General features: G+C 69.0%; 18 protein-coding genes. 7 read left to right on the plus strand and 11 right to left on the minus strand.

Annotated features, from left to right (window positions below; all coding sequences use genetic code 11):
• Positions 1–138: 138 nt before the first annotated feature.
• Genes YQ44_RS12810 through YQ44_RS12835 form a run of 6 tightly spaced genes read left to right on the plus strand, consistent with a single transcriptional unit; the run spans position 139 to position 4,900 of the window.
• On the plus strand, positions 139–912 hold the full coding sequence (locus YQ44_RS12810) for a hypothetical protein (protein ID WP_071326461.1): 774 nt from the start codon (positions 139–141) through the stop codon (positions 910–912).
• Positions 891–1,136: an acyl carrier protein gene (locus YQ44_RS12815; protein ID WP_071323711.1), complete on the plus strand. Its 246-nt coding sequence runs from the start codon at positions 891–893 to the stop codon at positions 1,134–1,136. The genes YQ44_RS12810 and YQ44_RS12815 overlap by 22 nt, the downstream gene beginning before the upstream one ends.
• Complete coding sequence (locus tag YQ44_RS12820; protein WP_071323712.1) at positions 1,133–1,993, plus strand: hydrolase 2, exosortase A system-associated; 861 nt, start codon at positions 1,133–1,135, stop codon at positions 1,991–1,993. The genes YQ44_RS12815 and YQ44_RS12820 overlap by 4 nt, the downstream gene beginning before the upstream one ends.
• A complete protein-coding gene (locus YQ44_RS12825; RefSeq protein WP_083411811.1) occupies positions 1,990–2,877 on the plus strand; it encodes a hydrolase 1, exosortase A system-associated in 888 nt (295 codons plus the stop codon). Before YQ44_RS12820 ends, YQ44_RS12825 begins: the two co-directional genes overlap by 4 nt.
• On the plus strand, positions 2,871–4,148 hold the full coding sequence (locus YQ44_RS12830) for a glycosyltransferase (RefSeq protein WP_232251277.1): 1,278 nt from the start codon (positions 2,871–2,873) through the stop codon (positions 4,146–4,148). Before YQ44_RS12825 ends, YQ44_RS12830 begins: the two co-directional genes overlap by 7 nt.
• Positions 4,145–4,900 carry a tetratricopeptide repeat protein gene (locus tag YQ44_RS12835; protein ID WP_071323713.1) on the plus strand — a complete coding sequence of 252 codons (756 nt, stop codon included), beginning with the start codon at positions 4,145–4,147 and terminating at the stop codon, positions 4,898–4,900. The genes YQ44_RS12830 and YQ44_RS12835 overlap by 4 nt, the downstream gene beginning before the upstream one ends.
• Here YQ44_RS12835 and YQ44_RS12840 read toward each other — a convergent pair.
• The 10 genes from YQ44_RS12840 to YQ44_RS12885 all read right to left on the minus strand — a co-directional run bounded on the left by YQ44_RS12840 (position 4,887) and on the right by YQ44_RS12885 (position 18,047).
• Positions 4,887–5,630: a hypothetical protein gene (locus YQ44_RS12840; protein ID WP_083411812.1), complete on the minus strand. Its 744-nt coding sequence runs from the start codon at positions 5,628–5,630 to the stop codon at positions 4,887–4,889. The two genes, YQ44_RS12835 and YQ44_RS12840, sit on opposite strands and share 14 nt — an antisense overlap.
• A 22-nt stretch (positions 5,631–5,652) precedes the next feature.
• Positions 5,653–6,090: a DUF6678 family protein gene (locus YQ44_RS12845; RefSeq protein ID WP_071323714.1), complete on the minus strand. Its 438-nt coding sequence runs from the start codon at positions 6,088–6,090 to the stop codon at positions 5,653–5,655.
• Positions 6,090–7,244: a formate-dependent phosphoribosylglycinamide formyltransferase gene (purT, locus tag YQ44_RS12850; protein ID WP_071326465.1), complete on the minus strand. Its 1,155-nt coding sequence runs from the start codon at positions 7,242–7,244 to the stop codon at positions 6,090–6,092. Before purT ends, YQ44_RS12845 begins: the two co-directional genes overlap by 1 nt.
• A gap of 213 nt (positions 7,245–7,457) precedes the next feature.
• Positions 7,458–7,955: a VOC family protein gene (locus tag YQ44_RS12855; protein WP_071326466.1), complete on the minus strand. Its 498-nt coding sequence runs from the start codon at positions 7,953–7,955 to the stop codon at positions 7,458–7,460.
• Between the two features lie 106 nt (positions 7,956–8,061).
• Positions 8,062–9,510: a TolC family protein gene (locus YQ44_RS12860; protein WP_083411814.1), complete on the minus strand. Its 1,449-nt coding sequence runs from the start codon at positions 9,508–9,510 to the stop codon at positions 8,062–8,064.
• A complete protein-coding gene (locus YQ44_RS12865; RefSeq protein WP_071323715.1) occupies positions 9,500–10,843 on the minus strand; it encodes an HlyD family type I secretion periplasmic adaptor subunit in 1,344 nt (447 codons plus the stop codon). The genes YQ44_RS12860 and YQ44_RS12865 overlap by 11 nt, the downstream gene beginning before the upstream one ends.
• Positions 10,840–13,035 (minus strand): type I secretion system permease/ATPase, encoded by a 2,196-nt coding sequence (locus YQ44_RS12870; RefSeq protein WP_071323716.1) that lies wholly within the window; start codon positions 13,033–13,035, stop codon positions 10,840–10,842. Before YQ44_RS12870 ends, YQ44_RS12865 begins: the two co-directional genes overlap by 4 nt.
• Positions 13,036–13,124: 89 nt before the next feature.
• Positions 13,125–16,163 carry a calcium-binding protein gene (locus YQ44_RS12875; RefSeq protein WP_083411815.1) on the minus strand — a complete coding sequence of 1,013 codons (3,039 nt, stop codon included), beginning with the start codon at positions 16,161–16,163 and terminating at the stop codon, positions 13,125–13,127.
• 340 nt (positions 16,164–16,503) lie between these two features.
• Entirely contained in the window at positions 16,504–17,157 is a 654-nt protein-coding gene (locus tag YQ44_RS12880; protein ID WP_071323718.1) for a DUF6000 family protein, read from the minus strand.
• Positions 17,154–18,047, minus strand: a complete 894-nt coding sequence (locus YQ44_RS12885) for a LysR family transcriptional regulator (protein WP_071323719.1) — start codon at positions 18,045–18,047, stop codon at positions 17,154–17,156. Before YQ44_RS12885 ends, YQ44_RS12880 begins: the two co-directional genes overlap by 4 nt.
• Before the next feature lie 110 nt (positions 18,048–18,157).
• Between YQ44_RS12885 and YQ44_RS12890 the strand changes: the two genes are divergently transcribed.
• Positions 18,158–19,657, plus strand: a complete 1,500-nt coding sequence (locus YQ44_RS12890; protein ID WP_071323720.1) for an MFS transporter — start codon at positions 18,158–18,160, stop codon at positions 19,655–19,657.
• On the opposite strand, the gene YQ44_RS12895 is transcribed toward YQ44_RS12890, so the two are convergent.
• Positions 19,639–20,175 (minus strand): CPBP family glutamic-type intramembrane protease, encoded by a 537-nt coding sequence (locus tag YQ44_RS12895; protein ID WP_071323721.1) that lies wholly within the window; start codon positions 20,173–20,175, stop codon positions 19,639–19,641. The genes YQ44_RS12890 and YQ44_RS12895 overlap by 19 nt on opposite strands.
• Positions 20,176–20,233: the final 58 nt, after the last annotated feature.

Genomic DNA, 20,233 nt, shown 5'->3' on the forward strand with positions numbered 1-20,233 from the left:
CCCAGCGGTCTTGATTTTTATCAAGTAACGGCTGCAGTGTGACAGTTGCCATAACACTTGAGGCGGCGCAAGACCCGCGCTGGCCGCTGCGCTCTAATGGACAGCGTTGGCTGCATAGCCGCCCCATCCGTGATCGCCATGGCCTTTCTGCCCGATTCCCGTCCGTTGCGCCGCCTCGCCGCCAGCATACGCCAGCTGGGCTGGCGCGACAGCGCCTGGCTGGCCGTGGCGCGGCTGCTGGCGCGCGCGCCGGGCGGGCGCTGCGCGCTGCACCGCTACCAGTTCGTTGCACAAGCCGTGGCGCCCGGCTCGCTGTGCCGGGGTCGGGGACGCGCCATCACGGTCACGCCCTGCCTGGTGGAAGCGGACTTGCCGCCCGGCCCCATGCGCCGCCCCGGCGCGCTGCGCGAGCGCTACCGCCAGGGCGCGCAATGCCTGGTGGCCCGCGCCGCGCCGCAGGAACCCGGCGATGCGCCCATGGCCGGCTGGCTGTGGCTGCTGCGCGACGGCTGCCTGGAAGACGAGGTGCGCGTCCGCTATGCGCTGGCCTCGCCCGAATCGGCGTGGGACCTGGACGTGTGGGTGCATCCGCAGCAGCGCGGCGGCCTGGTCTTCGCCCGCCTGTGGGAAGAAGCCAACGCGGTGCTGCATGCGCAGGGCGTGCGCTGGTCGTGCAGCCGCATCTCGCGCTTCAACCGCGCCTCGCTGGCCGCCCACGCGCGCCTGGGCACGCACGCGCTGGGCACGGCCACCTTCTTGCGCTGCGGCGGCTGGCAATGGATGGCCGCCAGCCTGCCGCCCTATCTGCACCTGTCGCGCCATGCCGGCAGCGTCCCCCACCTGGCGTTCGACACCAGCCGCCTGCCCCACTACCCTTCCCTGGAGCTGACATGCCGCATCTTGAAGCAGTAAAGCGCATCCTCGACACCACCCTGTGCCTGAACGGCCGGGCGCTGGAGGCCCACACGCCGCTGCTGGGCAGCGTGCCCGAGCTCGACTCGATGGCCGTGATCGGCGTCATCGCCGCGCTGGAAGACCATTTCGGCATCGAGGTGGCCGACGAGGATATCCACGCTCGCCATTTCGCCACCGTCGGCACCCTGCACGATTTCGTCTTTGCAAAGCTGCGCCGATGAGCCATACCGTTTCCGCGGCGCTGCCCCTGCTGCCCTTCTTCATGCCCGCCAGCGGCGGCCAGCGCTATTGTTTGCTGCACCTGCCCGCGCCGGGCCAGCCCGTGCGCGGCGGCATCGTGTACATCCACCCGTTCGCCGAAGAGCTCAACAAGAGCCGCCACGTGGCCGCCGCGCAGGCGCGCGCCTTCGCCGCCGCCGGCTACAGCGTGCTGCAGATCGACCTGTTTGGCTGCGGCGACAGCAGCGGCGACTTCGGCGAGGCGCGCTGGCCCATCTGGCACAACGACCTGCACCTGGCTTGCGCGTGGCTGGCGCAGCGCGTCGACGGGCCGCTGACGCTGTGGGGCTTGCGCCTGGGCGCCCTGCTGGCGCTCGATTTCGCCAACCGCGCGCCGCTGCCCGTGGCGCGCCTGCTGCTGTGGCAGCCCGAGCTCGATGGCCGGCGCTGCATCGACCGCTTCCTGCGCCTGCGCCTGGCGCGCCGCCTGCTGGCCAGCGGCGCCCAGGAAGCACCCGGCCATGCGCGCGCCGAACTGGCCGCCGGCCGGCCCGTGGAAGTGGCGGGCTACCTGCTGGCGCCCGCGCTGGCGCACGCCATCGACGACGTCGATGCCGGCGTGCTGGCGCCGGGCGTCCCCGTCTACTGGCTCGACTACCAGGGGCCGGAGCAGGCGGGCGCGCCATCCGTGCCGCCGCTGGCGCGGCAATGGCGCGACCACGGCGCCGCCATGCACGTGGCCACCTTCGGCGACGGTCCGTTCTGGCACAACGGCGAACTGCTCGCGTGTCCGCAACTGCTGGACGCCACGCGGGCACTGTGCCGCGACTGGCTCGACGGAGAAAGGATGGCGCCATGAAGCGCGATGACACCGGCCTGCAGGCCGTGCACCAGCTGGCCCTGCGCTTTCGCAGCGCGGCCGACGGTGTCGATGCCGATGCCGATGCGCAGGCGCGCCTGGTCGGCATCCTCAGCCTGCCCGCCGCGCCGGGGCCGCGCGGCGTGCTGATCGTCACGGGCGGGCCGCAATACCGGGTCGGCAGCCACCGCCAGTTCGTCCTGCTGGCGCGGGCGCTGGCGCAGCTCGGCGTGCCCGTGCTGCGCTTCGACCTGCGCGGCATGGGCGACAGCGAAGGCGCGCCGCGCGACTACCGCGCCGCCGGTCCCGACATCGCTGGCGCGCTGGCGCAATTCTTCGACGCCGTGCCGGCGCTGCGCGAGGCGGTGCTGTGGGGCTTGTGCGACGGCGCCACGGCGGCCGCCTGCCATGCGCCGCGCGACGCGCGCATCACAGGCCTGGTCCTGCTCAACCCGTGGGTGCGCAGCGGCACCGGCCTGGCACGCGCCACCCTGCGCCATTACTATCTGCCGCGCCTGCTGCAAGTCGCCTTCTGGCGCAAGCTGGCCGGGGGCGGAATGCCGCTGGGCGCCAGCCTGGCCTCGCTGCGGCAGGTGACGGCCGCCACGCGCGCCGCCGCGCCGGAGGAAAGCGATGCGCCCGCGCCGGCGCTGCTGCGGGCGCTGGCGCAGTTCCAGGGCAAGGTGCTGCTGATCCTCAGCGGCGACGACCTCGGCGCGCGCGAGTGGCAGGCCCTGCTCGATGGCGATCCTGCCTGGCGCGCCGTGGCCGCGCGCGCGCAATGGACGCAGGCGCAGGTCGACGGCGCCAACCACACGTTCGCCAGCGCCGCCTGGCGCGCCGACGTCGAGCAGCTGTGCGCGCGCTGGATCGCCTCATGGTAGCGTCCACGCCGAAACGGGTGCTGATGGTGGCCTACCATTTTCCGCCGCTGGCCGGCGGCAGCGGCATCCTGCGCACCCTGGGCTTTGCGCGCCACCTGCCCGAGTGCGGCTGGCAGCCGCTGGTGCTCAGCCCCAGGCCGTTCGCCTACGCGCAGCAGGGAGCGTCCCAGCTGGCGCAGATCGGCGCGCACACCACCGTGCGCCGCACCCTGGCGCTGGACGCGGCGCGCCACCTGGCCATCGGCGGGCGCTATCCGCGCTGCCTGGCCCTGCCCGACCGCTGGAGTTCGTGGTGGCTGAGCGCCGTGCCGGCCGGCCTGCGCCTGATCCGCCAGTACCGGCCCGACGCCATCTGGTCCACGTATCCGATCGCCACGGCGCACCTGATCGCGATGACCTTGCAAAAACTCAGCGGCCTGCCGTGGATCGCCGACCAGCGCGATCCCATGCTCGACGACAGCGACGCGCTGGCGCCGTATCCGCCAGATCCACGCCTGCACCGCATGCATGCGTGGATCGAACAGCGCATCGCGGCGCGCAGCGCGGCCATCGTCTGCACCACGCCGGGCGCCGTGGCCGCGCACCGGCGCCGCCTGGCGCACGTGGCGCGCGAGCGCTTCACGCTGATCGAGAACGGCTACGACGAGGATGGCTACAGCGCGGCAGGCTCGCGCGGGCCGCGCGGCCACCACAGCCGCTTCCTGCTGCTGCACAGCGGCGTGATCTACCCGTCCGAGCGCGACCCGCAGCCGCTGTTCGAGGCGCTGGCCTATTTGCGCCTCGACGGCACGCTGCATGCGCGCAATTTCCAGCTGCTGCTGCGCGCCACGGGCCACGATGCATGGCTGGCCGGCCTGCTGCGCAAGTACGGCATCGACGACCTCGTGACCCTGGCGCCGCTGCAGCCGCACCAGGACGCGCTGCGCGAAATGCTGGCCGCCGACGGCTTGCTGCTGCTGCAGGCGGCCAACTGCAACGGGCAGATTCCCGCCAAGCTGTATGAATACCTGCGCTGCCGCCGGCCAGTCCTGGCCCTGACCGACCTGGCCGGCGACACCGCGGCCAAGCTGCGCCACTGCGGCATCGACACCATCGGCCAGCTGGCCTCGAGCGGCGACTGCGCGCGCGCCCTGCTGCGCTTCCTGGAACTGGCGCGCCAGGGCCGCGCGCCGCTCGCCAGCAGCGACGCCATCGCCCTGCAATCGCGGCAAGCCCGCTGCAACGCCCTGGCCGAGTTGCTGGACCAGGTCAGCCACAGGAGTCCACCATGAAGCGTCTGTCCATCGTCTGCATCCTCGCCGCCTGCTGCCTCGACGCCATGGCGGCCGAGTGCCCGCCCTACGTCAAGCACACGCCGGGCGGCGACTACACGAGCGCGGAAGACCGCGCCGGCCTGGCCGTGATCGAGAACTACCACTTTTCGCGGGCCGTGGAAACGCTCACGCACGGCATGACGGGCAGCCTGGGGGCCGACATCAGCTACACGCTCGAGCACTTCCCGAACCACCACCGGGCGCTGGCCTCGATGGCGAAGCTGGGCTTGCGCCAGAAAAGCGCGCAGCCGGGCGGCGCCCGCTACACGGTCAGCTGCTTTTTCGAGCGCGCCATCGCCTACGCGCCGCACGACGTGACGGCGCGCATGGTGTACGGTAACTACCTGCTGGCCACGGGCCAGGACACGGCCGCCCTCGAGCAGCTGGACGCGGCCAGCCGCCTGGCGCCCGAGCAGGCCACCATCCAGTACAACCTGGGCCTGATGTATGTAAAAAAGAAGGAATACGAGAAGGCCGGCGTCCATGCGCACAAGGCCTATGCGCTGGGCTTTCCGCTGCCGGGACTGAAGAACAAGCTGAAGGCGGCCGGCAAGTGGCGCGAAGCGCCGCCGGCGCCGCCCGCCACGGAAGCGGCGTCCGTGCCCGATGCCGTGGCGCCGCCCGCCAGCGCCGCCGAACCGGCGGTGGCGCCGGTCGAGCAGGTAGCGCCGGTGGAGGAAACCGTGCCGGCGCCGCCTAGCGGGGCATGACGGCCGCGCGGCCAGCCACGCTCAGATGGCCCGCCGGCGACGCGGCCAGCGCGGCAGCCAGGTCGCGGCGCGACTGCGCCTTGTCGTCGGCCTCGCTGATGAAGGCCAGTTCCGCCGGCTGCAGCACGGTGGCCGTCAGCAGCAGCACTTCGCCATACGGCGTATCGAACGATGGCGGAATCGTGCTTGCCGCCTGGTGCAGCAGCACGCCCACCTGTTCGTTCTCGTCTTCCAGTCCGGCCGGCGCATCGCGCAGGTCGAGCACCATGGAGACGCTGCCATGGCGCTGCAGTAGCAGGTCGATGGAGCCGTGATCGGCCACGTTCTGGCTCACCTGGTAGATCAGGTCGAACAGCCAGGAGCGCGACACGTCCGCGCCGTCGAAGGCGGCCAGCGGCGCTTCCACGCACACTTCCAGCAGATGGCCGCGCGGCACGAAGACGTCGTCGTCATCCTCGAACGGGTCGCTCAAGCCATCGCTGGCGAGGAGGATGGAGCCAGGCCGGCGGATCACGCGCCAGGCCTGGCGCAGCGACGGCCAGCGCGGACCGCCCATGAAGGCAGGGTTGATCGCCGGCGCCAGCACGTCGGCGTCTACCGTGCCCAGCGTGGCATAAAAAGCGTCGCGCGCGGCGCAGGCCGCGGCCAGCATCTGCGCGCCCGCTTCCTTGCCGACGACGGCGTCGTCCGGTTGCGGTACTTGCGGGATATCGTGTTCGTTGTCTGTCATGCCTATGCTCTTTGCTTATTAATTAGTCAGCAGGTGGAAAGTCATCATAACTGCGCGGCAAGTAGCCCCAGATGCGCGCCACCCTGTCACGCACCTCGAAATCGAAGCCGATGCGTTCCAGCTCCGGCACGATCCACGCGCCATGGTCGATGATGGTCTTCGGCAGCAGCATGCCCACGTGTTCTTCCGAGTACAGGCCGATGTCGAACCACTCCACGCCCATGAAGGGAAACGGCGGGTGGTAATCCCATTCCGTATCCCAGCGCGAGACAAACCCGGAGACGGAGCCATAGCGGTACGACGGCACCCAATCGGTCCGTCCGCGCATGAAGGCCAGCAGTTCGTTCCACTTGCAGTCGTTGGCGGCGCCGGCCAGGTTGCGCCGCGCGATGTGGCCGCGCAGCTTGCGCTTGATGTCGTCGCCGCCGGCGTCGGCAAGCGGCAGGCTGGGGTCGGCCATCAGCGGGCGACCGGCTTGACTTTCGAGGCGGCCAGCACGGCCCGTTCGCGCGCCGTGGCAATATCGTCGGCCGTGGCCAGCGCCACGCCCATGCGGCGGCGCGCGAACGATTCCGGCTTGCCGAACAGGCGCAAGTCCGCGCCCGGCACGTTCAGGGCGTCCGCCACGCCTTCGAAGGCGATGCCCTTCGCTTCGACCTGGCCGTAGATGACGGCCGAGGCGGCCGGCGAGCGCAGCGCCACGTTGACGGGCAGGCCGAGGATCGCTTTGGCGTGCAGCTCGAATTCGCTCTGCACCTGGCTGGCCATGGTGACCATGCCCGTGTCGTGCGGACGCGGGCTCACTTCCGAGAACCACACCATGTCGTCCTTGACGAACAGCTCGACGCCAAACAGGCCCAGGCCACCCAGGTTGTCCGTCACCTTGCGCGCGATCTCGCGCGAACGCTCGAGGGCCAGCGGCGCCATGCGCGCCGGCTGCCACGATTCCACGTAGTCGCCCTGCACCTGCAGGTGGCCGATCGGCTCGCAAAACTGCGTTTCAATGTGGCCCGAGGCGCCCACGGCGCGCACGGTCAGCAGGGTGATTTCGTAATCGAAGTCGATGAAGCCTTCGACGATCACGCGGCCCGTATCGACCCGGCCGCCGCTGGCCGCATACGCCCACGCCGTTTCCACGTCGTGTGCGCCATCGAGCTTGGACTGGCCCTTGCCCGACGAGGACATCACGGGTTTCACCACGCACGGGAAGCCGATTTCCTGGCACGCCAGCTGCAATTCCTGCAGGCTGCTGGCGAAGCGGTACGGCGACGTGGCCACGCCCAGGGTTTCGGCCGCCAGGGTGCGGATGCCTTCGCGGTTCATCGTCAGCACGGCAGCGCGCGCGTTCGGAATGCAGGTGATCTGCCCGGCCGCTTCCAGCGCGGCCAGCGTATCGGTGGCGATGGCTTCGATTTCCGGCACGATCAGGTCCGGCTTTTCCAGCTCGATCAGGGCGGCCAGCGCCGCGCCGTCGCTCATGTCGATCACGTGCGAGCGGTGCGCCACCGGGTGGCCCGGCGCGTTCGGATAGCGGTCGACGGCGATCACTTCCACGCCCAGGCGCTGCAGCGAGATGATCACTTCCTTGCCCAGCTCGCCGGAACCGAGCAGCATGACCTTGATGGCGGTGGAAGACAGGGGCGTGCCGAAGGTGCGGGGCGCGATGGTGCTGCTGGTAAGGGTGCTGGTCGTCATGGCGGTTCAGTCAGGCGGTGGAAAGATGGCTGGGACTATAACAAATGCCGGCCATCTTGGACAGGGCGCGCGACTGCCGTGCGCCCGCACGCGGACGCACTCCCCCCCTGCGAAACCTGTCCGGCGGGCAAGCTAGCCCGCGTAGGCGCGCTTGATCTGCTCGATGTCGATCTTTTTCATGCCCATCATGGCTTTCATCACGCGCTGGGCCTTGACGGGATCGGGATCCGTCAGCAGCCGGATCATGATGGTGGGCACGATCTGCCACGATACCCCGAACTGGTCCTTGAGCCAGCCGCATTGCTGGGCTTCCTTCGGCCCCCCTTCGGACAACTGCTTCCAGTAATGGTCGACCTCGTCCTGCGTCTCGCAATTGACCTGGAACGAGATGGCTTCGGAAAACTGGAACAGGGGGCCGCCATTCAAGCCGGTAAACGTCTGCCCGTCCAGCTCGAACGCCACCGTCAGTACGCTGCCCGGCTCCTGGCCGTGGATTTCCCTGCCTTCCTCGCCATAGCGCAGGATTTGTCCGATCTTCGAATTGGGAAAAATCCCCGTATAAAACAGGGCCGCCGCCTCCGCATGGCCGTTGAACCATAGACACGGGGTAATCTTTTGAACGCTGTGCATGATGTCTCCCTTGGTCAAAATAGCAACACCTCCCCGCGCGGGAAGGACCAGCCCCAATATAGACATTTTCACACCGTCGTGGCGCGCACTAGCCGCCCCGGGATGGCTAGTGCGGCGCCTCCCGGCCCGCGATGGCGTCGCGCCCCAGGATGCCGGCGCTGGCCAGCAGGCGCAGCCGGGACGCTCGCCATTCCGCCTGGCAACGGACGCGCTCCTGCCGCGCCTCGAGCAGCGCGGACTGCGTGGCCAGCATTTCCAGGATGTCGGCCGCACCGAGGCCGAACTTGCGCTGCACGCTGGCCAGCGCTTCCTGCGCCGCATCCTGCCACGCCTGCGCCGCCGCCAGGTTCCCCAGCGCCGTGCCGGCTTCCGCATGCGCCTTGACGAGGTCCATCAGGGTCTGCTGCTGCGCTTCCTCGGCCTCGGCCTGGCTTTGCTCGGCCTGCGCCAGCGCGCCGCGCACCTTGTAGTTGCGCGCAAAACCGTCGAACAGCGGGATGTTCAGCGATACGCCGACCAGCGTTTCGCGCGTCGAGGCCGGCGACAAGCCCTGGTTCGGACGGCCATTCTGGTAGATATTCGCCGTCAGGTCGATGCTGGGGCGGCCCTCGGAACGCGCGATGGCCACCCGTTCGCGCGCCGCCTGCAGGCGCGCCTGCGCCGCCGCGATGGCCGGATGCCGCTGCCGGGCCATCGTCAGCCAGGCGTGCAAGTCGTCGCGCAGTCCCGCCGTCGCGCCGCCGGCATCCGCCTCCTCGTTCAGCACCACGTCCGTGCTGGCCGGCAAACCGAGCGTGTAGACGAGGACTGCCCTGGCCTTGCGGTAATCGCCATCGGCGCGGCTGGCGCCCAGCGTCGCCTTGGCCAGGGCGCTCGCCGCCTGCAGGGTGTCGCTGTGGGAACCGAGCCCGCGCTGCGCGCGACGCTGCGTGGCCGCCACCGTTTCCTCGGCCAGGGCCTGGTATTCCCGCCGCACGCGCACGCCGGCCAGCGCCGTCTGCGCATCGAAATAGGCGCCGATCGCGGCTGCCAGCGTCCGTTGCAGCACCGCGTCGCGGTTGGCCAAGGCCGCATCGAGCAGCGCGCCGGCCGAACGCTGGCCCGCCGCGCGGCCGCCGAAATCGAACAGGCGCCAGGACAGGCTCAGCGAGCCGGTATTGCTGCTCAAGCTGCTGGCGCCCGTGCGCGAACCGGGATAGGCCGTGCGGTCATGCACGCGGCTCACTCCCCCGTTCACGGTGGGCAGGTAGGCGGCCCTGGCCTCGCCCAGGCTGGCCGCCTGCAGCTTGATGCCGGCCCAGGCGCCGTGCACCTGCGCGTTGTGGCACAGGGCCAGGTCGACGGCCACCGGCAGGGTCAGCGGCGCGGCCTCGTCGTAGGCGGGCGGACACGGCGCCACGCCCAGGTCGCCCGGCAGCGGCAAGCCGCCCGCCGGCACGGCCGGCTGCGCGCGCAGCGGGTCGTCCAGCTGCCCGGCGAAATCGCCGGCCTGTACCGAAACGGCGCTGAAAAGCAAGCCGGCGGCGATGGCCATGGCGCGGCCTCTAGCGTTCATGCAGGGCCTCCTTCTGGTGCCGCACCAGCGGCGAGAGCACGTATTCGATCACCCTCCTCGTCCCCGTCCGGATCTCCGCCCGCACCGCCATGCCGGCCGACAGCGGCACGCGCCTGCCGTCGATGACGATGGCCGGCTGCCGCACGCTGATCTTCACCGCATACACGAGGCCCTTCTTCTCATCCTCGATGGCGTCGCGCGAGACGCTCTTGACGACGGCCGGCACGGTGCCGTATTTCGTGTAGTCGAAGGCGTCGACCTTGATGGCGACCGCCTGCCCCGCCTGGACGAAGCCGACGTCGCGGTTGTCCAGCACGGCGTCGATTTCCAGCGTGCTGGCGCGCGGCACGATCTGCATCAGCGCCTGCGCGGCCGGCACCACGCCGCCCAGGGTATGCACCTTGAGCTGCTGCACCGTGCCGTCGACGGGCGCCGTCAGGCGCAGCAGGCTGCCGCGGGCACCGGCGCGGCGCGCATCCTGGCCGCTGGCGGCCGCCACCCGCGCGCCCTCCGTCAGCGCGTCGTACGCGTCTTTCCTCGTTTGCGCCAGCAGGGCCGCGCGTTCGCTGCGGGCCGATGCCAGCTGGCCGGCCAGGTCGATGCGCGCCTGTTCCTTGTCCAGCCACGCGTGTTCGGACACGTCGCGCGCCTGGGCCAGCGCCTGGTAATCGCCGGCGCGCTGCGTGGCCAGCGGCAGCGCCTGGGCGTAGCGGGCGATTTCACCGTCGAGGTGGGCGAGCCTGGCGCGGAAGCTCGCGTACTGGCCATCCACGTGCGCCTGCGCGGCCGCGCGGTCGGCGGCGGGGATATCCCTGAGCGGTCCCAGCACCGGCGGCGTCAGCGTGCCGATGGCGGCGATCAGCGCGCGCGAGCGCGCCACCTGCAGCGCGGCCGCCACGGCGTCGCCGGCCGCCTTGTCGCGCTCGGCGTCCGGGCCACGGCTGTCAAGTTCAATCAGCAGCTCGCCCACCTGCACGGCCTGACCTTCCTGCACATGCAGGGCGCGCACGGCCGCCACATCGACGGAGGCGATGGTCTTGGTATTGCCGGAAGGAATGACCTTGCCGGCCGCATTGACGATGATGTCGACCCGGCCGAAGACGGCCCACAGCACGACGCAGGCAACGAGCAGCATCAGCACGCGCGCCGTGACGCGCAGCGACGGCGACACGGGCCGCTCCTGCAGCGCCAGCGCGGCCGGCAAAAAGGCCGCCTCGTCCTCGCTCAGCACGGGGCCGCCCAGCGAGGCGCGGATGCGCCAGCAATGCCGCAACACCTGGCCGTAGCGCTGCAGCAGCTCGCCATACGCGGCGAAACGGTGGCCGGCGCTCATGCTGCGCTCCCCGCCGCGCCCTGCTGCAGGCTGTACAGATGGGCGTAGATGCCGCCCGGCTGCGCCAGCAGCGCGTCATGGCTGCCCACCTCGGCCACCTGGCCCCGCTCCATGACGACGATGCGGTGCGCCTCGCGCACGGCCGACAGGCGGTGGGCGATGATCAGCACGGTGCGCCCGGCGCAGATGCCGCGCATATTGTCCTGGATGATCTTTTCCGATTCGTAGTCGAGCGCGCTCGTGGCTTCGTCGAAAATCAGGATGCGCGGATTGGCGATGAGGGCGCGGGCGATGGCGATGCGCTGGCGCTGGCCGCCCGACAGGCCCGTGCCGTGCTCGCCCACGATGGTGTCATAGCCTTCTGGCAACTCGCAGATGAACTCGTGGGCGCCCGCCAGTTTCGCCACGGCGATGACGGCTTCCATCGGCAGCGCCGGGTCGCTGAGGGCGATGTTGTCGCGCACGGAGCGGTTGAACAGTATGTTTTCCTGCAGCACCACGCCGATCTGGCGCCGCAGCGAGGCCGTGTCGATGACGGCGATATCCTGCCCGTCGACCAGCACCTTGCCCCGCTCGGGGAGGTAGAGGCGCTGCGCCAGCCGCGTCAGGGTGCTCTTGCCGGAACCGGAACGCCCGACGATGCCGATCACCTCGCCCGGCGCGATGCGCAGCGACACATCGCGCAGCACTTCGGCCGCGTCGGGCCGGTAGCGGAAACCCACCTGCTGGAATTCGATGGCGCCGGCGATGCGCGGCATGCGCGCCTTCTGGCTGCCCGCTTCCGTGCGGGCGTTGAGGATGTCGCCCAGGCGGCTCATGGAAATGCCCACCTGCTGGAAATCGTTCCACAGCTGCGCCAGGCGCAAAATCGGCGACGCCACCTGCCCGGCCAGCATGTTGAAGGCGACCAGCTCGCCCACCGTCATCTTGCCGTCGATGACGAGAATGGCGCCCCACCACATGATGGATGCCGTCACCAGCTTGCTGACGAGGGTGACGCCGCCGCCGGCCAGCATGCCGATGTGACTGGCCGACAGGCCCGCCGAGACATAGCCGGCCAGCTGTTTTTCCCACTGCTGCTGCCAGCGCGGCTCGACGGCCATGGCCTTGACCGTGTCGACGCCGCTGATCGTTTCGACAAGGAAAGACTGGTTTTCCGCGCTGCGGTTGAATTTATCGTTGAGGCGCGCGCGCAGGATGGGCGTGAGCAGCATCGACAGCGCCGCGTAGACGGGAATCGAGGCCAGCACGACGACGCTCAGGGTGGCGCTGTACCACAGCATGGCGGCGATGAAGATGAAGGAAAACAGCACGTCCAGCACCAGGGTCATGGCGTTGCCGGTCAAAAAGGAGCGGATGTTTTCCAGTTCGTGGATGCGGGCCACGGAATCGCCCACGCGGCGCGCCTGGAAGTAGGCGATCGGCAAGGCCAGCAGGTGGCGGAACAGGCGCGCGCCCAGTTCCACGTCGATCTTGCTGCTGGTACGGGCGAAAACATAGGTGCGGATGGCGCCGAGCACGGCTTCGAAGACGATGGCGCAGACAAGGCCGATGGCCACCACGTGCAAGGTCTGCATGGCGTGGTTGACCAGCACCTTGTCCATCACCACCTGGAAAAACAGGGGCGTGGCCAGGCCGATCAGCTGCAGCACGAAGGAAATCAGCAGCACTTCGCCCAGCAGCCTGCGGTATTTGACGATGGCGGGGATGAACCAGCTGAAGTCGAAGCGTGCCGTCTCGCCGGCATAGCTTGCCTTGCTGGTGAAAAAGATCAGTTCGCCCGTCCAGGCGGCGAGGAATGCGTCGCGGCCGAGGATTTGCGGCGGCTGGCCCGGATGCTGGATCAGCACCTTGCTCACGCCGTCATCGCCCGTGTCGACTTTGCCAAGGATAAAGAAGCGGCCAGCCGTATCGATGGCGATGGCCGGCAGCGGCGCCTGCGCCAGCCGTTCGGGCGCCTGGCGCACCAGCCTGGCCGTCAAGCCCAGCTGCCTGGCGGCCAGCACGATGGTTTGCCGCGTGAAGTCGGTCTGGCCAAAGGCATGCCTGAGCTGCGCGCCGTCGGCGGCGACGCCGTGCAGGCTGGCCATCAGCAGCAGCGACAGCAAGCCCGTGTCGGGCGGCGCGCCTGTCTCGGCGGTTGCGGTGGGTGGGGCGTGCGGCGTATCGTTGCGGTATGGGAGTGCGGTCATCGGGCGATATCAAAAAGTCTATGGCGCAGCCAGGCCGGGCATGCGACCCCGGCCTGGCTGCGTGATGGTGACGCTAGCTGCTCACGCTATCAGTGCGCCGCCGCCAGCTGGATCTGCGTGGCAGCGCCGCCCTGGGCCTGCCAGTGCGCCGAGGCCGACGCCGGCACGGCAAAACCGGCCATCGCCTGCACCAGCTGCGCGGAATCGGCTTGCAAGGCGCCGTAGCCGCCCTGGCTGGCGGCAAGCGCTTGCTGAGGGACGCGCCAGTTCTGCGCCATGACCGGCGCCAGGCTGGCGGCCGTGCCGGCAGGCAAGGTCAGCTGGCCGACCGGCGGCGGCGTCAGGCCCGCCATGGCCTGCACGAGGTTTTGCACATTGGAGCCCAGCAAGACGCGGCCATCGGCCATGCGGAATTCCTCGATGCGCACCGGCGTGTCCGCATACCAGTTGTTCACGGTGATCTTGTCCGTGGTGCCGATGGTGCTCACTTCCAGGTGCGCGCCCGCCTGGCGGAACCACAGCTGTTCGGCACTGACGCCGGCCAGGAAGGACACGACGTCGTGGCTGCCCGCCTCCACCACCTCGGCGATGATGTCGGCGCCGTCGCCGCGGCCAAAGATATAGGTATCGTTGCCCAGCGCGCCAGCGAGCGTATCGTCGCCCTTGCCGCCCTGCAAGGTGTCGTTGCCGAGGCCGCCAGCCAGGATGTTCTTGATCTCATTGCCGATGAGCACGTCATCGAACTTGCTGCCGATGACAATATTGAAATTGGCCAGCACGTCGGCGCCCGGACGCCCGACCATGGGGCCGCCGACCGGTGCGAAGGCGGCCGTCACGCCTGTCGTGGCGCTGGCGTAATTGAGCGTATTGCCGGCGCCACCGCCGTCGAGCACGTTGCCGCCAGCGGTTTCCACATAAAACATATTGCTCGTGTAGGCGCTGCCCGTCACCGTCAGGCCGGCCGCGTTCAGGCGCACGATCTCGACGTTGTCGGCCACCTTGTAATTGACGCTGGTGTACACGGTATCGCTGCCGCCATTGCCCCGCTCGACGATGAAGTCGTCGCCGTGGTTGACGTAATACGTGTCGTCGCCGCCCAGGCCTTCCAGCAGGTCGGCGCCGGCCGTGCCGTTGATGATATCGGCGCCCGTCGTGCCGACAAAGTGCTGTCCTGTCGGTTGCGTGGGGCCGTTGAAGTGCCAGGCCTGGGCCAGCGCGGGCGCCAGGGCGGCGGCCGTGCCGGCCGGCAGGGTCAGCTGGCCCAGCGGCGGTGGCGTCAGGTTCGCCATCGCCTGCACCAGCAGCTGCACGTCGACGCCGCGCATGACGTGGCCGGCGGCCGTGCGGAATTCCTCGATGTTCGGCACGGCCGCGTTCCACGAACGGATGGTGATCTTGTCCGTCGTGCCGATGGTGCTCACTTCCAGGTCCGCGCCCACCTGGCGGAACCACAGCTGGTCGATATTCACGCCGCCCAGGAAGGCGATGGCGTCGTAATTGGCGTCGGCGGACGCTTCGGCGATGATGTCGGCGCCGTCGCCGCGCGCAAAGACATAGGTATCGTCGCCGAGGCCGCCAACGAGCACGTCATCGCCCTTGCCGCCTTGCAAGGTATCGTTGCCGAGTCCGCCGGAAAGGGTGTTGGACAGTTCGTTGCCGAACAGCACATCATCATAGGCGCTGCCTTCCACGCGGCCGATGTTGAGCAGCACATCGCTGCCCGGGCGTGGCGCGGGGTTGTCGTTGCTGGAGATCATGCTGGCCGTCACGCCGGCCCTGGAACCGGCATAGGTGGCCGAAACGTTCGTTCCGATGCCGCGCAGCACATTGCCGCCGGCGACATCGACGTGGAATACGTTGTCGTTGCCATTGCCCGTCACCGTCAGGCCGGCCGCGCTGAGATGCACCTCTTCGATGTGGCTGGCCAGGGAGTAATCGACCGTCGTATACACCGTGTCGCGGCCGCCGCCGGCCTGCTCAATGACGACGTCGCCGCCATGGTTGACATAGTAAATGTCGTCGCCCGCCAGGCCCGCCATCACGTCGGCGCCGGCCGTGCCCTTGATGATGTCCGGGTTTGCCGTGCCGACATAGGCGCCATTGCTGGGCTGGCTCGGTCCCTCGGTGCGCCAGTTCTGCGCCAGCGCCGGCGCCAGGATGGCGGCGATGTTGGCCGGCAGGGTCAGCTGGCCGGCTGCTGGCGGCGTCAGGCCCGCCATCGCCTGCACCAGGTTTTGCACGTCGCGCCCCAGCAGCACGCGGCCGTCGGCCGTGCGGAATTCCTGGATGCGCAGCCCCGTTCCCGCATACCAGCCGTTGACGGTGATCTTGTCGGTGGTGCCGATGGTGCTTACTTCCAGGGTCGTGCCCACCTGGCGGAACCACAGCTGGTCGGCGCCGACGCCGGCCAGGAAGGAAACGACATTGCGGCTGCCCGCCTCCTCCACCTCTGCAATGGAGTCGGCGCCATCACCGCGGGCAAAGATATAGGTATCGTCGCCCTGCATGCCGGCCAGCAAGTCGTCGCCCTTGCCACCGCGTAAGGTATCGTTGCCATAACCGCCGACGAGGGAGTTCCTGAGCTCGTTACCGGTCAGCACGTCGTCGAACTTGCTGCCGACGACGTTGCTGAAATTGACGAGCACATCGCTGCCCGCCGGTGCCGTCGGGGCGCCATTCACCGCCACCAGGCTCGCCGTCACACCCACGCTGGAACCGAGGTAATTGACCGAATTGCCCGTGCCGCCGCCATCGAGTACATTGCCGCCGGCCACGTCGACATAAAAGAAGTTATTGGTGTTGGCGCTGCCCGTCACCGTCAGGCCGGCGGCCGTGAGGCGTACATTTTCAACGTTGTCGGCCACCGTGTAATTGACGCTGGTATACACGGTATCGGTGCCGCCGTTGGCCAGCTCGACGATCACGTCGCCGCTGTGGTTGACGTAATACGTGTCGTCGCCGGCCAGGCCTTCGAGCACGTCGGCGCCCGTGGAGCCGTTGAGCACGTCCGCGTTCGGCGTGCCGGTGTAGCGCTGCGGGGCCGCCGCGATACTGTTCAGGTAAGCCTCGAGGGCGGACACACCGTCACCCGCAGCGGTGGAATTTTGCGATGCAGATTGTTGAGTCATGTTGCAGTTTCCTGTCGTTAAACGTCAAAACCATGATGGAATATGTCGGCGCAAGCTGACATGCAAGGCAAAAGTCCCGGCCGCCGCCACTTGCAGTCCAGCGTGCACCTTCAACGGTCCGGCACTTTCGGCGCATGGACGGCGCGCGGTTGAGCGTCGCCTCGCATGCACCCCCTACTGACGTTCGGACGCAAGAAACACTGTTATTTGTCATGCAAATGTCACACTGCACGCAGGTGGACGGGGGAATGGCAGGAGTGGCAGGAATGGCAATGCCGGGCCAGCCTGTGCGGCCGGACCGGGGCACGGTGGCGATGCGGGGGAGAAGGAAGCGGGCTACTTACTTGCCAGGCGCTGCGGCCTGCAAGGCGCGCAAGGTGGCCATGCGGGATGTAAATGCCGCGAGCGCCTCGTCCAGTGCCAGGCCGGGCCTGCTGGCCGCGAAATCGGCCCAGGCTGGCGCATGCCGCGCCGCCGCGTCGGTGCCGTTCTTGTCGTCAAGATAGGCGATGGCGGCCATCGCCTGCGCCTGATCAAAGTGCAGCTGCGGCTGGCGCAAATAATGTGCGAGATAGCGGTGCAGGTAGGCGCGGCTGTCCGGCGTGTCGAAAGCGGCCAGCGCCAGGCAGTAGGCGCTGCCCGCATAGCACACCTCGCTGGCCAGCAGCAGGCCGCCCAGCTGCGCCGTGAAGGCGGGCCGCTCCTTCAATGCGGCCAGGTAGGCGCCCGCCGTGCGGCTGCGCCAGTCGAACTGGCCCAGCAGGCGCGCAATGACGGCGTCATCGGCCTGCGCCAGCCGGCGCGCGCACGCCTGCGCCTGCGGCTGGTGCAAGCCCATGTACAGGGGCCGCACCCAGTCGTCGCGCAGCGCCGGCGTCAGCGGCGCCGGCGGCGGTAGCGGCATGCCAGAAGCATCGCCGAACGGATGCGCGTGGCGCACGGTGGCGCCCGCCACGTGACGCTGCAGGTCGGTCAGGCGCGGATCGTCGCTCAAGGCCAGGCTCCAAAAGTACGGTTCTGAAATTGTTCTACCAGGAAATCGATGAACACGCGCAGGCGCGGCGGCATGTGGCGGCTGGCGGGCCACAGCAGCCAGAAGCCCGTTTGCTGCTGCGTGTGCTCATTGAGCAGGCTGATCAACTGCCCCGCCGCCAGTTCGCGCTGCACGGCAAACGCGGGCAGGTAGGCGATGCCCTGTCCCTGCACGGCCAGGTGGACGCGCATTTCCACGCTGTTGCAGACCATGCCCGGCGCCGGCGCCGTGCCTTCCATCGTCAACGGCCACTGTTCCAGCCTCACCGTGGCGGGAAAGCGGTAGTGCAGGCGCTGGTGCTGCGCCAGATCGGCCGGATGGCCAGGCTGGCCATGGCGCGCCAGGTAGGCGGGCGAGGCCACGAGCAGGCGGCGAAACGTGCACAGTTTGCGCCGCGTCAAACCCGAATCGTCGAGCTCGCCCGTGCGCACGGCGGCGTCAAAGCCGTCGCTGACGATGTTGACGAGCGCATCGGAAAAATCGAGGTCGAGTTCGATGGCGGGATAGGCCAGCATGAAGGCGGCGATGACGGGCTCGAACAAGCCGCTGTAGCGCGGCAGGCTGATGCGCAGGCGTCCGCTCGGCGCGCCGGTGGATTCGCCCAGTTCGCGCTCGGCCGCTGCCACCTCGGCCAGGATGCGCTTGCAGCGGGCGAGGAATTTTTCGCCCTCGTCCGTCAGCGCCAGGTGGCGCGTGCTGCGCTGGAACAGGCGCGCGCCGAGCCGCGCCTCCATGCGCGCCACGCTCTTGCCGACGGCCGATGACGACAGGCCCAGCAATCGGCCCGTGGCCGAGAAACTGCCGCTGTCGGCCACCTGCACGAACATGGCGATGCCGCCCAGACTATCCATATCACGCCTTATTGAAGACAAATTTGTCCGATATGTTCGTCAGTTTAGCCTGTTTTTCTTTAATCGGCGGCACGCCATACTCGTCCCTCCTTATTTTCGAGTTGCTGTCCATGCCCTCTTCTTCCAAGCTGATGCTGACCCTGCAAGTCCTGGCCGCCTGCCTGACGGGCTTGCTCATCCCCCTGTGTTTCACGGGCCCGGCCGTCGTGCTGCCCGCGCTCAGCGCCGAATTGCACGGCAGCGCCTCGGCCCTGAACTGGGTCATCAACGCGTATATCCTCAGTTATGGCAGCGCCATGATGGTAGCCGGCAGCCTGACGGACGTGCTGGGGCGCCGGCGCGTATGGCTCAGCGGACTGGCGCTGTTCTGCGTGGCGACCCTGGCCATCGCCTGGGCGCCCACGGTGGCGTGGATCGCCGTGCTGCGCGGCGTGCAGGGACTCGGCGGCGCGGCCGCGTTTGCCGCCGCCATGTCCTCGCTGGCGCCCCTGTTCCGCGGTGCCGCGCGCAACCGCGTGATGAGCTTGCTGGGCACGACTTTCGGCCTGGGCCTCGCGTTCGGCCCGCTGGCGGCCGGCGCCATGCTGGAGCTGGCCCGCTGGCCCGCCATCTTTTACGCGACGGCCTTGCTGGGCGCCATCGGCGCGCTGCTGGTGGCGGCCAGCGTGCCGGCCGATGCGCCGCAGGCCGGTGGCCGCCTGGACTGGCCAGGCGCCATCAGTTTCAGCGCCGCGCTGGCCTTGCTGACGGTGGGCACGCTGCTGGCGCCCGAACATGGCTGGCGCAGCGCGGCCGTGCTGCTGCCGCTGGCCCTGGCCGCGCTGCTGTTCTGGAGCTTCATCGTGATCGAAGGCAAGGCGCGGCAAGCGATGCTGGACTTGCGGCTGTTCCGCCAGCGCCGCTTTGTCGGCGTGCAAGTGCTGGCCGCCTCGCCCGCCTTTTTGTTCATCGTGCTCATCGTCATGCTGCCGGGGCGTTTCATCGGCATCGATGGCGTCTCGGCGCTGGCGGCGGGCCGCCTGATGATCGCGCTGGCCGCGCCGCTGCTGGTCGTGCCCGTGCTGGCGGCGCTGCTGTTGCGCTGGTTCAAGGCCGGTACCCTGTGCGCGGCAGGACTGCTGCTGGTGGCCGTCGCGCTGGCCTGGCTGGCGCAGGTGCTGGGCACCGGCAGCGGCGCGGCGCTGGCCTGGCCATTGCTGCTGGTCGGCATCGGCATCGGCTTGCCGTGGGGCTTGATGGATGGCATGGCCCTGAGCGCGGTGGAAACGCAGCGGGCCGGCATGGCGACCGGCATCTTCAACACGGTGCGCATCAGCGCCGACGGCGTGGCGCTGGCCGTGGCCGGCGCCGTGCTGGCCGGCCTGATCGGGGCGGCACTGGCACGCCAGTTGCCGGCCGGGCTGCCCTTGCTGGCGGCCGCCAGCCGCGCCGCGCTGGGCGACCTGCAGCAGGCGGCGCAACTGTTGCCTGGGCACCAAGCCTTGCTGCGGGCCAGCTATGACGACGCCTTCCGCCACCTGCTGCGGCTGTTGGCGGGCCTGGCCGTGGCCCTGGCCGCGCTGCTGCTGTATTTGTTCAGGAAGGAAGCGGCTCAGGCGTCGAGGCCGTAAAACACGGCGACGAGGATGGCGATGTTATTGCAGGCGCGCGAAAAGGCCGTCGTCGTGTAGGCGGCAGCCACGCCCGGGGCGCGGTAGCGCAGGTAGACAAAGCTGAACATGGCGCCCGAACCCAGCGCGACGATGGCGTGCAGCAAGCCGCCGCTGATGTAGTGCACGACGCCCCACAGGATGGCGCCGGCAGCGATGCTCAGCTGGCGGCTGGCGCCCAGGCGCCTGAGGATTTCCAGCGGCAGCAGCTGGCCGAGGAAGGTTTCCAGGATGGGCGAATAGATGACCACCCAGAACACCAGCAGGGGCAGCGACATTTCGCGCTTGAACTTGGCCAGGCCCGTGTGCGCGCCCCAGTATTCGGGCGGCAGCAGCCATTTGGTGAGGAACAGGATGGCAAAGCACAGCACGCACGTCAGCAAGCCCCAGCCGAGGCCGGCCAAGGCCTGGTGCAGCACGGGCGGCGCCGGCGGGTCGTCATCCGGGCTGGAAACATCGTGGCTGCTGTGCACTTGCATGGGATGTCCTGGCGGTGATCCAGCTCTCATTGTAGCGCGGAATATGGCGCTTGGCGCG

It is taken from the genome of Janthinobacterium sp. 1_2014MBL_MicDiv, assembly GCF_001865675.1.
Classification (GTDB): domain Bacteria; phylum Pseudomonadota; class Gammaproteobacteria; order Burkholderiales; family Burkholderiaceae_D; genus Janthinobacterium.